12 protein-coding genes are annotated in these 12,669 nt (G+C 71.6%); 2 read left to right on the plus strand and 10 right to left on the minus strand.

Translation table 11 applies throughout. The features are described from left to right. Positions 1–97: 97 nt before the first annotated feature. On the minus strand, positions 98–1,291 hold the full coding sequence (locus ABXS86_RS09620) for an NAD(P)/FAD-dependent oxidoreductase (protein WP_353664281.1): 1,194 nt from the start codon (positions 1,289–1,291) through the stop codon (positions 98–100). A 108-nt stretch (positions 1,292–1,399) separates the two neighbouring features. On the opposite strand from ABXS86_RS09620, the gene ABXS86_RS09625 reads away from it, so the two are divergent. Continuing rightward, positions 1,400–2,614 carry an amidohydrolase gene (locus ABXS86_RS09625; RefSeq protein WP_353664282.1) on the plus strand — a complete coding sequence of 405 codons (1,215 nt, stop codon included), beginning with the start codon at positions 1,400–1,402 and terminating at the stop codon, positions 2,612–2,614. A gap of 399 nt (positions 2,615–3,013) precedes the next feature. On the opposite strand, the gene ABXS86_RS09630 is transcribed toward ABXS86_RS09625, so the two are convergent. Genes ABXS86_RS09630 through ABXS86_RS09640 form a run of 3 tightly spaced genes read right to left on the minus strand, consistent with a single transcriptional unit; the run spans position 3,014 to position 6,166 of the window. Further along, positions 3,014–3,922: a carbohydrate ABC transporter permease gene (locus tag ABXS86_RS09630; protein ID WP_353664283.1), complete on the minus strand. Its 909-nt coding sequence runs from the start codon at positions 3,920–3,922 to the stop codon at positions 3,014–3,016. Continuing rightward, positions 3,919–4,872 (minus strand): carbohydrate ABC transporter permease, encoded by a 954-nt coding sequence (locus tag ABXS86_RS09635; RefSeq protein ID WP_353664284.1) that lies wholly within the window; start codon positions 4,870–4,872, stop codon positions 3,919–3,921. The genes ABXS86_RS09630 and ABXS86_RS09635 overlap by 4 nt, the downstream gene beginning before the upstream one ends. Next, positions 4,865–6,166, minus strand: coding sequence for an ABC transporter substrate-binding protein (locus ABXS86_RS09640; protein ID WP_353664285.1), 1,302 nt, complete (start codon positions 6,164–6,166; stop codon positions 4,865–4,867). The genes ABXS86_RS09635 and ABXS86_RS09640 overlap by 8 nt, the downstream gene beginning before the upstream one ends. A gap of 184 nt (positions 6,167–6,350) precedes the next feature. On the opposite strand from ABXS86_RS09640, the gene ABXS86_RS09645 reads away from it, so the two are divergent. Then, a complete protein-coding gene (locus ABXS86_RS09645) occupies positions 6,351–7,226 on the plus strand; it encodes a neutral zinc metallopeptidase (protein ID WP_353664286.1) in 876 nt (291 codons plus the stop codon). A 591-nt stretch (positions 7,227–7,817) separates the two neighbouring features. Here the strand turns inward: ABXS86_RS09645 and ABXS86_RS09650 are convergent. From ABXS86_RS09650 to ABXS86_RS09675, 6 genes are all read right to left on the minus strand, one after another. Further along, positions 7,818–8,405: a copper resistance protein CopC gene (locus ABXS86_RS09650; protein WP_353664287.1), complete on the minus strand. Its 588-nt coding sequence runs from the start codon at positions 8,403–8,405 to the stop codon at positions 7,818–7,820. Positions 8,406–8,407: 2 nt separating this feature from the next. Next, entirely contained in the window at positions 8,408–9,145 is a 738-nt protein-coding gene (locus tag ABXS86_RS09655) for a YcnI family protein (RefSeq protein ID WP_353664288.1), read from the minus strand. Between the two features lie 65 nt (positions 9,146–9,210). Next, entirely contained in the window at positions 9,211–9,813 is a 603-nt protein-coding gene (locus tag ABXS86_RS09660) for a hypothetical protein (RefSeq protein WP_353664289.1), read from the minus strand. 199 nt (positions 9,814–10,012) lie between these two features. Next, positions 10,013–11,266 carry a wax ester/triacylglycerol synthase domain-containing protein gene (locus tag ABXS86_RS09665; protein ID WP_353664290.1) on the minus strand — a complete coding sequence of 418 codons (1,254 nt, stop codon included), beginning with the start codon at positions 11,264–11,266 and terminating at the stop codon, positions 10,013–10,015. Between the two features lie 75 nt (positions 11,267–11,341). After that, complete coding sequence (locus tag ABXS86_RS09670; protein WP_353664291.1) at positions 11,342–11,569, minus strand: type II toxin-antitoxin system ParD family antitoxin; 228 nt, start codon at positions 11,567–11,569, stop codon at positions 11,342–11,344. Next, on the minus strand, positions 11,538–12,665 hold the full coding sequence (locus tag ABXS86_RS09675; protein ID WP_353664292.1) for a VanZ family protein: 1,128 nt from the start codon (positions 12,663–12,665) through the stop codon (positions 11,538–11,540). Before ABXS86_RS09675 ends, ABXS86_RS09670 begins: the two co-directional genes overlap by 32 nt. Positions 12,666–12,669 lie beyond the last annotated feature (4 nt).

Genomic DNA, 12,669 nt, shown 5'->3' on the forward strand with positions numbered 1-12,669 from the left:
GCCGCGTGGTGGCCGTGCGGCCAAAGGTCGGGCGCGCACGCGCGGCTCGGCCGCCCGGACCGGCCGCGAGACGCGAGACCGGTCCGGGCCGACGGTCTCAGCGGATGCGGCCCACGAGGTCGTCGCGCGTGAGGGTCTCGGCCTCGGCCAGCACCGCGCGCGCCGCATCGCGGGCGTCTTCGACGTTCCACAGCAGCACGCCCACGACGCGGTCGTCGTCGAGGTAGTAGACGACGCCGTGATCGGCATCCGTCCAGTCCTCGACCGTGTCGAGAGAGGAGTCGAGCGTGCCGACGGCTTCGTAGCGGACGCCGAAGACGGCGGAGTAGTAGTACGGCGTGTGCGTGTAGGCCTCGGCGGCGCCCGCGAGGTTGCGGCCCGCGGCCTTGCCCTGCTCGTTGGCGTTGTCGACGTGCTCGACGCGACGTCGGCCGAGGATCCGGTCGGGGTAGCTCGCCACGTCGCCCGCGGCGAAGACGTCGTCGGCCGAGGCACGCAGCTGCGCGTCGACCACGATGCCGTCATCGACGGTCAGACCCGCCTGCTCGGCCAGGTCGGTGGCCACCTCGATGCCGAGCCCGCTGACCACGGCATCCGCCCGCACCTCGTCGCCGTTCTCGAGCTGAAGGCGCACGCCGTCGGCATCCGCCTGTCCGCCCTCGACCTTGGACCCTGCGACGATCTCGACGCCCGCGTCGCGGAAGAGCTTCTCGAAACGATCGGCGAGCGCCGGCGGGAACATCGAATCGCCCAGCACGGCGCCGGTGTGCACGAGCACCGTGTCGACGTCGTTCTGCACGAGAGCGGCCGCGAGCTCGGAGCCGATGTAGCCCCCGCCGACCACCACGATGCGGTCGAGGTCCTTCGCGAGCGAGCGCAGGCGCCGGTAGTCCTCGGCCGTGCGGAACGACAGGACCCGCTCGCCGTCCGTGCGGTCGTCGACCGGCAGCGGAACGGGCTTGCCGCCGGTGGCGACGAGAAGCGTGCCGTAGGAGAAGGTCTCGCCGTCGGCGTCGACCTCGTGCGCGTCGGGACGGATCGCCGTCGCGCGCGTCTGCAGACGGATGTCGGCGCCGGTGTCGTCGGCGGTGCCGAGCGGCACCTTCTCCCACGTGAACTCGTCGTCGGTCCACAGCTTCTTGCTCAGCGCGGGGCGCGTGTAGGGCTCGTCGACGTCGTCGCTGAGGATGCCCATGGAGCCGTCGGCGTCGATCTCGCGGATGCCGCGGGAGGCGGTGTCGGCGACCATTCCGCCGCCGACGATGAGGTAGTCGAAGTGTGTGGTGGTCATGCCGAAAGCGTGGTCGCCCGAGCTGACCGGAGCGGACGGGTTGCGAGGGTCCGCGGCATCCGGTACTGACCGGACCGCGGGACGGAACGGCTGAGTAGGCTCGGGGGCATGAGCGTCGACCTCGAAAGCCTCTACACCGACCTGCACGCCCACCCGGAGCTGTCGTTCCAGGAGACGCGGACGGCGGGCGTCATCGCCCGCCACCTCGCCGACCTGGGCCTCGAGGTCGAAGAAGAAGTGGGCCGCACCGGTGTGGTCACGAAGATCGACAACGGTGACGGACCCGTCGTGTGGCTGCGTGCCGACATGGACGGCCTCCCCGTCGAGGAGCAGACCGGCCTCGCCTACGCCAGCACGGCGCGCGGCACCGATCCGGCCGGCAACGCCGTTCCCGTGATGCACGCGTGCGGCCACGACATGCACGTCACCGCCCTGATCGGTGCGCTCGAGCGACTCGTCGCGACCACCGATGAGTGGTCGGGAACCGTAGTGGCGGTGTTCCAGCCCGCCGAGGAGTACGGCGCGGGCTCGAAGGCGATGATCGCCGACGGCGTGCTCGAGCGGTACCCGAAGCCCGACATCGTGCTCGGCCAGCACGTCACGCCCCTGCCCGCCGGCGTCATCGGCGTGCGCCCGGGAACGCAGATGGCGGCCTCCGACGGCCTCACCGTGATGCTCTACGGCCGCGGCGGTCACGGTTCGCGCCCGCACTCCACGATCGACCCCATCGTCATGGCGGCCGCGACCGTGATGCGCCTCCAGACCGTCGTCTCGCGCGAGGTCGACCCGCGCGACGTCGCCGTCGTGACCGTCGGCTCGATCCACGCCGGGCTGAAGAACAACATCATCCCCGCCGAGGCGAAGCTCGAGCTGAGCCTGCGCTACCCCGACGACGCGGCGCGCGAGCGCGTGATGACGAAGGTCGAGCGCATCATCCGGGCCGAGGCCGCGGCATCCGGAGCCGAACAGGAACCCGTGATCACGACCGACCACACCCTGCCGCCCACGATCAACGACGTGGATGCCACGACCCGCCTCACCGAGGCGTTCCGGCGTTCGTTCGGCGAGGGCTCCGTGGTCGACCCCGGCATGTTCACCGGCAGCGAGGACGTGTCGTGGTTCGCGCGCGAGTCGGGTGCACCGTTGGTGTTCTGGTTCTGGGGAGGCGTCGACCCGCAGACCTTCGCCGACGCCCTCGCCGGCGGCACGATCGAGCGCGACATCCCGACCAACCACTCCCCCTTCTTCGCTCCGGTGATGCAGCCGACGATCGACCGCGGCGTGGAGAACCTCGTCGTGGCGGCGCGGGAGTTCCTGGACTGAGGACGAGACGCCCGCGGAAGCCCGCGCCGGCCCCGGTCCCTTCGACAAGCTCAGGGACCTCTCTACCGAGGTGGCTGAGCCTGCCGAAGCCGCCGGACCACGCGCTGGGCACCGGTCCCTTCGACAAGCTCAGGGACCTGCGTACCGAGGTGGCCGAGCCTGCCGAAGCCACCGGACCACGCGCTGGGCACCGGTCCCTTCGACAAGCTCAGGGACCTGCGTACCGAGGTGGCTGAGCCTGTCGAAGCCACCGGACCACGCGCTGGGCCCCGGTCCCTTCGACAAGCTCAGGGACCTGCGTACCGAGGTGGCTGAGCCTGTCGAAGCCACGGGACCACGCGCTGGGCCCCGGTCCCTTCGACAGGCTCAGGGACCTCGGAATCGAGGCACCCCGCCCGGTCACTTGATGCCGCTGCGCGCGAAGCCCGCCACGAAGTATCGCTGGAACACCAGGAACACGATCGCGATCGGCACCACGTTCAGGAGCGCGTAGGCCATCGTCGCGCCGTAGTCGCTGCCGAACTGGCCCTGCAGGTAGAGCAGGCCGATCGGCAGGGTGAACAGGCGGTTCTCGCGCAGGGCGATCAGGGGCCAGGCGAAGTCGTTCCACGACGACAGCAGGCTCATGAATACCAGCACCGCGATGAGCGGCTTCGACAGCGGCAGCACGACCCGCAGGAACGTCTGCACGTGCCCGGCCCCGTCGAGGCGCGCGGCCTCGATCAGTTCGCGCGGGATGCCGAGCATGAACTGGCGCGCGAGGAAGAGCCCGAACGCCGAGGCCGATACGGGCAGGATCACCGCCCAATAGGTGCCGTACAGCCCGGCCGCCGTGACGATGCGGAACAGCGACACCATGATCACCTGCACCGGCAGCACGAGGGTCGCCAGCGCGAGGAAGAACAGCGCGGTCGAACCGCGGAAGCGCAGCTGCGCGAAGGCGTAGCCGGCGAGCAGGCTCGTGCTGACCGAGATGAGGGTCACCACGACCGCGATCGCGACGGAATTTCCGAACCAGGTCGCCACCGGGAACGAGGCGAACACGCGCTCGAAGTTCTCGAAGGTCACGTCGCGCGGCCAGAGGCGCAGCTCCCGCCCCCCGAGCAGCTCGGCGCGCGACGAGAAGGCGACGGCGAGCATCCAGTACAGCGGCGACACGGAGGCAAGACCCACCACCGCGACGATGATCGTGCGCACGATCGCACTCCCCCGCCGCGAGCGGTCGCGGGCGCGCCGACCCGGGGTCACCGCGGGTGGGGCGAGGGGGGACGCGGATGCCGAGGCATCCAGGCGCTCATCGAGGCTCACTCGACCACATCCTTGGTGCGGGACGCGCGGTACTGCGCCGCGGCGAACACGAGGGCGAACAGGAACAGCACCATGCCGATCGCGGCGGCGTAGCCCTGGTCGCGCGTGACGAAGCCGGTCTCGTAGGCGTAGGTGACGAGCACGCTCGTCGCGCCTCCCGGGCCTCCGCCGGTGAGCACGAACACGATGTCGAAGACCTGGAACGAGAAGATCACGTTCAGCACCACGAGGAAGAACGACGTGGGTCCGAGCAGCGGGATCGTGACGTTGCGGAAGCGCTGCCACCGGTTCGCACCGTCGAGGGTCGCCGCCTCGTACAGGTCGGGTCCGATGCCCTGGAGCCCGGCGAGGTAGATGAGCATGTTGAAGCCCGTGCGCCACCACACCGTCGCCAGCACGATGGTCGCGAACGCGGGCACCGGGTCGGACTGCCACGTGACGGGTGAGAGGCCGACGGCGGTGAGGATGCGGTTCAGGATGCCGGAGTTCTGGTCGAACACGAGCACGCCGATCAGCGCGGTGGCCACGCCCGACACGGCCATCGGCAGGATCAGCAGCGAGCGCCACAGCGGTCGGGCGGGCAGGGCGGTGTTGAGCAGGGTCGCGGCGACCAGGCCCAGCAGCATCGACAGCGGCGTCACGAGCACCGTGAACAGCACGGTGTTGCCGAGCGCCCGCCAGAACAGCGGGTCGCCGACGAGCCGTGCGTAGTTGTCGAGGCCCGCGAAGGTGCCGTCGCCGAACCCGTCGGTGCGCTGCAGGCTGACGAAGAACGCCCCCACCAGCGGCACGAGCACGAACACCAGCAGCAGCAGGTAGTTCGGCGCGAGGAACCCGTACGCCGCGAGGGCCTCGCGACGGGCGCCGGGGCGGCGGGTGCGCAGGCGCTCCCCCCGCTCCGGTCGGCCCTGCCGCGAAAGACGCGGTCGGGCGACCGCGGTGTCAGCCACCGGTGGCCGCTCCAATGCCCGACTGCAGGTTCGTCACCGTGGTCGCGGCATCTTGGGCGCCGGTGAAGGCGAGGTCGAGCTGCTCCTTGAGCACCGGGATGATCGCCGACATCGACGGGCTCGCGACCTGCGCGACGTCCTGCGGCTGCACGAGCGAGGCCTGACCGGCGAAGACCGGGGCGAGCTCGGGCCGCACCGCGAACTCGAGCTGGTCGTTGAGCAGGTCGCCACGGGTGGGCAGAAGGGATGCCGCGCGGCAGAAGTCGCGCATGGGAGCGGCATCCGTCACGAACTCCAGGAACGCCGCGGCCAGCTCGGGCTGCTGCGTGTTCGCGGTCGCCACGAGCGCGTTGCCGCCGAAGTCGCTGCCCGCGCGGGCGTTGCGGGGCGCGTAGGTCGCCGTCCATTCGAAGTCGGCCGTGGTGTCGGCATCCGGGATCTGGAAAGCCCCCGACCACACGATCGCCACCGACTGAGAGAACCACGACTCGGCCGCGTAGCTCGAGGAGGCGATCGTGTTGTTCGCGGGCACGTAGTTCTTGGTGAAGAACGAGCTCGAGAACTCCACGGCCTGACGTGCCGCGTCGGAGTCGATCGCCGGGGTCTTCTGGTCGGACTCGAGGAACGCGCCGTCGGACTGGAAGAGCAGGCTCAGCCAGCGGGTGACGCCGTTGCCCTGCCAGTTGTACGCCCACGGCCAGCGGTCGGCCGGGAGCCCGGCGCGCAGTCGCTCGCCCAGGGCGTCGAGCTGGTCCCAGGTCCACGCGTTCTCGGGCGAGGTCGGGATCTCGGACGCGTCGATCCCGGCCTGACGGAACAGGTCGAGGTTGACGAAGAGCGCCGAGGTGTCGGTGTGATGCGGCAGGCCGAAGGTGCCGTCGCCGTTCTGCACCGCCGCCCACGCCTGCGGGGTGAACTGCCCCTGGCGATCGGCCGACAGCAGGGGCTTCAGGTCGAGCAGCTGACCGCGACCGGCGTACGCGCCGAACGTGTAATAGGGCACGCGGAAGATGTCGGGCGGGTTGCCCGCCTGCAACTGCGCGTCGATGTTGGTGAACATCTGCTCGTAGGGAACGGCGTTGAGCTCGACGGTCGAGCCCTCGTTGGCCGCTTCGAACGCGGCGATGGCGGCGCGGAAGCCCGCGAGCTCGGCATCCGTCCCCCACGTGGTGAAGGTGAGGGTGCCTTGACGTTTCTCGGCGGGGGCGGTCTGCACGAACCCGCAGCTGGCGAGGAGGAACGGCAGCGCGAGCGCTCCCGATCCGGCGAGGAAGGTACGACGTGTCAGGGGCATGGCGTTCTCCGATGTCTTCGCGAGGAGCGGACGCCGGGGCCGCGCTGCTCCTCGGGGCCGACGGTACGCGCGCGGATCCGTCGCACCGGGGGGTTGCGGAAACCGCCCCGCATCTGCGCGCCCAGCGATTTCACGCCGCGTCCAGCCCCTGTTCTCGGGCCGCCCCGCGGGTAGCGTCACGCCCGTGACCTTCAACGACAACGCCCGCGTCGGCAACAACACCGCCAAGCGACGCGGCGGCACCGTGGCCGCGGTCGGCGGTGGAGCCGTCGGCGTCGGCGGCATCGTGGTGCTGCTGATCTCGCTGTTCACCGGCACCGACCTCACCGGTCTGCTTGGTGGAGGCGGAGCCCCGGCAGCCCCGCAGAGCGGTGGTGAGCGCGTCGCCAGCTGCGAGACGGGCGCGGACGCCAACAGCAACGACGACTGCCGACTCGCGGCCGCATCTCTCAACCTCGACCAGTTCTGGGGGAACACCCTCGAGGGGTATCGGGCTCCGCAGCTGATCATCGTCGACGGCTCGACCTCGACCACGTGCGGCACGGCCTCGAACGCGACCGGGCCGTTCTACTGCCCGCCCGACGAGACGGTGTACGTCGACCCCACCTTCTTCGCGATCCTGCGCGAGCAGTACGACACCACCGCGGGTCCCCTCGCCCAGCTGTACGTGCTCGCCCACGAATACGGCCACCATGTGCAGAACCTCATCGGCGTGATGGACCAGCACCCGAATAACGGCACGGGCCCCGACAGCAACGGCGTGCGCACCGAGCTGCAGGCCGACTGCTTCGCCGGGGCGTGGGTGGCGAACGCGGGCGAACAGGTCGACGAGACCGGCACGCCCTACCTCGAGCCCCCGACCGACCAGCAGATCACCGACGCCCTCGCGGCGGCCGCGGCCGTCGGCGACGACCACATCCAGGCCGAGTCGGGCGGGGCGATCAACTCCGAGAGCTGGACCCACGGTTCGAGCGAGCAGCGCCAGCGGTGGTTCGACACCGGCCGGCAGGGCGGCGTGAACGCCTGCGACACGTTCTCGGTGTCGGGCTCGAGCCTGTAGGTCTGCGGGCCGGCGCGGCGGGCCGAGGTCGTGCCGTCGTGCGGACCGGGGGGTCGACACGCCGATCCCGGATGCCGAGACCCCGGCGTGCCGCACGCCCCATCCGCAGGACGGCCGAGGTCGACGAACGGCCGGGCCGATCGGCATCCGGTGTCTCATTCGACGCACCGGGGGCCGAGGTCGCGCCGTCACGCGGACCCGGGGGGCGACACGCCAGTCCCGGATGCCGTGAACCCGGCGTGCCGCACGCCCGATCCGCAGGACGGCGGAGGTCGACGAACGGCCGGGCCGATCGGCATCCGGTGTCTCGGCCGACACACCGGGGGCCGAGGTCGTGCCGTCGTGCGGACCCGGAGGGCGACACGCCGATCCCGGATGCCGTGACCCCGGCGCGCCGCACGCCCGATCCGCAGGACGGCGGAGGTCGACGAACGGCCGGGCCGATCGGCATCCGGTGTCTCATTCGACACCCCGCGGGCCGGGGTCGCGCCGTCGTGCGGACCCGGAGGGCGACACGCCAGTCCCGGATGCCGTGAACCCGGCGTGCCGCACGCCCGATCCGCAGGACGGCGGACCTCGGCGGCCCGCGGGTCAGTCCTCGCGCGGGCGCGTGCGCACGATGATGACGATCAGCACGACCACCAGCACGAGCACCCCGCCACCGGCGAGCAGGCCGATGACCAGGCCCGATGGGGCACCGCCGTCGGAGGCCGGAGCGGATTCGACCGGGGCCGCGGTCTCGCCGGCGGCGCTCGCGCACACCGACGTGTCGGATCCGGCCGAGGTGCTGACGCCGGTGTAGGTGAAGGGGATGACGCCCGAGACGGGATGACCGTCGGACGACACGGCACGCCACTCGATCGAGTAGTCGCCGGGGTCGCCGAGGGCCACCGCGGTGGTGAGGTTCGGGCCCGCGAGAGCGGCGCACTCGCTCTCGTAGTGCCGGCCGTCGGGGCCGAGCACGATGACGATGTTGCCGCCGTCATAGCCGAGCAGGTTGGCGCTGAAGTCGAGCGAGACCTCCGACAGCGACGAGACGCTCTCGCCCTCGGCCGGCGATGACGACACGAGACTGTCGTGCGCCGAGGCCGCGGTGGCCCCGCCGAGGGCGGCGGTCATCGCGGCTGCGACGACCACCGCCCCGGCCAGAACCCGACGCAGCGTGTTCCGGGAGCCCATGATCAGGCGCGCTTCGACCGACGCGCGAAGGCGAGGGCGCCGAAGACGGCGCCGACGGCCGCGACCACGAGGGCCGCGATGCTGAGGCCGAGGGCCACGCCCGACGAGTCGTCGCTCGAGGAGGCGGCCGCGGTCATGTCATCGGCGGTGTGGTCGGCCGCGGTCGTGCCGTGGCTGTGCTCGCCGGTGGGCGGGGTGTCGGTGATGTAGAGCACGGGCGCCGGCTCGAGCGAGTCGTCGGCCGCGACCTGGTCGGGCGTCGCCGCCCAGTCGACGACCTCTCCGTCGGAGTAGGTCTGCTCGGCGGGGAGCAGGATGCGCCCGGTGTCGGGCACGGGTCCGAGCACGGCCGAGAACATCTGGAACTGGTCCTGTCCGATCCCCACCCCGGGGTCGGCCTGCCAGACGATCTTCAGCGGCGCATCGGTGATGGTGTTGCCGTCGACCTCGACGGGGGCGGGGAGCGACCCCTTCTCGACGGTCGCGGTCCAGCCCGGAACGGGCTCGACGAGCACCGCGCTGAGCGGGGTATCGGTGGGCAGGGTGACCTCGACCTTGACGGTGGACGCCGTCTCAGACTCGGTGGGGACGCGGAAGTTGACGGTGGCGTAGCTGCCGGGAGTGGCGGTGTTCGGGTTGACGGTGACGTGCGCCGAGGCCGCCAGCGGCACGGCGACGGCGAGAGCGGCACCCGCGGTCAGGCCCAGGAGGGTACGGCGAAGGGTGGTCTTGCGAGACATGGTTGCTGCTTTCTGAAAGTGCGCACGCCGAAGGGGCGTTTCACGCGCGAGATGAGGGGTCGAGGTCAGGCCGCGAGCGGCGGACCCCGGTGCCTCATCGGCGACAGCACCGTCATGGCCCGCGGCAGCAGCAGCGGCTCGGGCGCGGTGCGCACGGCATCCGTGAGAGCGGCGATACCGCGGAACGGACGCAGGACCAGGAGAGCGGCGATGAAGAAGCGGGCGATCGCCTGCACAGAGCGCTCGCCCCGGCCGAGCGCCAGGATCGTCACGACGGCGGCGAAGGCGTGCGCGGCCCACATCCACGGCGAGTGCATGGAGTGGGCTGCCATGGCGTCGGTGGATGCCGCGGCGTCGATCACGACCGCGGCCGTGCCGTGGTGGCCAGCGCTCACGGCAGCGCCGTCACCGCGCAGATCGAGGATCAGGATGCCGTGGAACAACGCCTGGCTGAGCGCGATCGCCGCCGACAGACGCCACCACGACATCGCCCGTCCGGCCAGCAGCACGCACACCGGGGTGGCGAGGCAGAGGGCGACGGCGATGTTCATCGCGGACGGCAGAGCGGAGTCGACCGCGCCGTGCGAGACGGTGGCGAGGAAGGTCGCCACAGCGGCCGCGGCGACACCGCGACCCGCGCGCTGAGCGCGCCCTGCTCTCGACGACATGGGACTCCTTCTCGTCCAGCCTATTCGGCGCGCGGCGCCGGTTCGGCGGCGGTGCTCCGTCGTCGAGACAGGTCGATGCGGGTCGGGGCGTGCCCGGGCACGACGGCGGGAAGTTCTGGCGGCACGCCGGGTCACGGCATCCGGAAACGGCGCGTCGGTCGCGACCCCCGCGGTTGTGCACGCGAGCCGCACCCGCAGATCAGGCCGAGCCTGCTCGCAGCGCCTCCCACGCGTCGTGCGCGGCATCGGCCAGCAGTTCGACGTCGGGCACGGCGAGCGGATCGACGCAGAAGCCGACGCCGAGCCATTGGTCGTTCGAGATCGCCGCGACGCGCAGCGCGTGACGGGGGCCGGGTTCCGACGACGTGTAGACGTGCGCCACCCGTCGCCCGGCGACGGCGACCGCGACGCGGGGTCCGGGCACGTTCGAGATCGCGAGGGCGAACTCCCGCGGGTCGTCGGCGAGCCCGCGCGCGAAGACCCCCACCGGACCGGCCGCGGCGAGCGCGTGGAAGAGCTCGTCGAGAGAACGGGCATCGTGCCCGCGCTTGCGCTCGCGGGTCTGCGCGCTGAGCAGGTCGAGGCGCCGCAGGTCGTCGGGCTCGTGCAGGTGCAGGTCGAGGTCGATGAACGAGTCGCGGTTTCCGGATGCCGCGGCATCTTCCCCCCGCTCGTGCAGGCTCACCGGCACCTGGGCGTTGAGCCGCGGGGTGTGCCCGTGATGCAGGAGCCGTCGGCGCAACGCGCCCCCGATGACGGCGAGGAGCACGTCGTTGACGGTGGCGTGATCTGCGCGCGAGGCCCCGACGGCTCGCGCCTCGGCGAGCGGCACATCGACGAAGGCGAGCGCGCGGCGCGCGGTGATCGGCCGATCGAACGGCGACCGGGAACCGGGGTGACCGAGCTCGCGGGCGAGGGTCTGCGGCATCCGCTCCCATTCGCTCCAGCGGGTCGGCCGCGCCTCGGGGTCTCGCACGCCGACGTCGTGGGCGGGCGCATCGTGCGGCTCGAAGACGATGCTCTCGAGGAAGCGCACGGCCGTCAGCCCGTCGGCGACCGCGTGGTGCAGGCGCACGGCGAGGGCTTCGCGGCCGTCGGCGAGCGGGCCGATGAGGTCGATGCTCCACAGGGGGCGCGAGCGGTCGAGCGGCTCCGACATCAGGCGTCCGACGACCTCGCGCAGCTCGATCGGATCCGCCGCCGCGCGCTGCCGCACGTGGTGCGCGAGGTCGAGGTCGTCGGCATCCGCCCACGACGGAACGCCGCGGTCATCGACGACCACTTGACGCCCGCGGGGGAAGGCGGGGAGCCGTTCGGCGACGCTCGCGCGCAGGGCGTCGAGGTCGAGGGCGTCGCCCGGGTCGAGCACGAGGAGCTTGAGCGCGTGTCCGCGCACGACGTCGGACTCCAGCGCCAAGATGCGGGCGTCTGCGGCCGACAGCGGCTCGTTCATGCCGCAACGGTAGCGGCTCGGTCGCGCCGGGCGCAGCTTCTGTCAGGCCGAAACGGGGTCGTCCTGCGGCACGGGTTACCTGACGGCGCGGGAGCGGAGACGCTCGAAGAAGGCGGCATCCATGTCCCCGCTTTCGCCGGAGCGCATGCCTTCGAGGGCGGCCTTGCGCAGATGCACGCGAACCCGATCCCTTCGGATCAAGTCGCACACATATTCACTGCTCGACGAGTACCGCTCCGACGACACCCGCTCGTCCACGAAGGCTCTCAACTCATCGGGGAGGGAGATGCTCACCGTCACCATGTGCGCGAGAGTACTCCTCGCCCCGGTCCACCGACGGGCTCACCACACCCGCGCGGTCGTCGACCAGGCGGCGCCGCCCGATCCAGCCCGTGAGGCCGCGGCCGTCGCGCCAGACGAACACCAGAGCGACGGTGACCAGGGCGAGGACGATGGCCGTGTACGACCACGGCACGGGGAGTGCCGCGAGCAGCGTGTACGCCCCCGCACCGGTGGCGAAGCGCAGCAGCCTCGCGGCCCACGTCGGCAGCACCCCGTCGGTGAAACGCACCCGCGTGGCGATGTCGCCGATCGAACGTCCGGTGCCCAGCACCACGATCAGCCAGACGACGGCCGCCGCGAGCGTCCCGCCGATCGAGGCGAGGCCGTACGCCGACTCCGAGACCGCGTCGCCGCCCAGCAGCACGAGCGCCGCCTGCAGGACCGTCGCGACGGCGAAGCCGACGAGCCAGGTGCCCACGACGTCGCAGACGATGCCGAGCAGTCGCCGCCGGCGGGTCACGGGGCGGGGCTCCTCGGCATCCGGAGCCTTCTCGACCCCCCGGTGCTGCGCCGGCACCGCGAAGGCGAGGAGCGAGCCGAGCAGGGCTCCACTGGTGTTGGCGATCAGGTCGTCGACGTCGAAGACCCGGTAGGCGCAGGGGAAGATCCCCCACACGCCGGTGATCTGCGTCGTCTCGATGAGTCCCGACGCGAGCAGTCCCGCGAGACCCGCGACGACGATGCCGCGGCCGCCGAGCACCCGCAGGAAGAAGCCGAGGGGGGCGAACAGCATCACGTTCAGGGCCACCTGCAGCACGACCGGATCGGTGAGGTAGCGGCCCGACACGGCGACGGCGGCACGGATGTCGTCCACGAACGCGAAGGGCTGCAGGTTGACGCCCGCGCAGGTGTAGACCTGCGAGCTGGGCAGCGGGATCAGCGTGTAGGTCCAGATCGCCCAGAAGTACACCGCCGCGCCCGCCCACAGGAGCGTGCGCCAGATCGTGAGTCCGCCGCGACGGCGGTAGCTGATTGCGACGAAGGGCACGAAGGCCAGCAGCGCCACCAAGGCTCCCGCGAACACGGCGAGCACTCCCGAGACGGCGAAGTTGGTCATTTCG

Origin of the sequence: Microbacterium sp. che218 (assembly GCF_040436305.1) — a bacterium.
Classification (GTDB): Bacteria; Actinomycetota; Actinomycetes; order Actinomycetales; family Microbacteriaceae; genus Microbacterium; species Microbacterium algihabitans.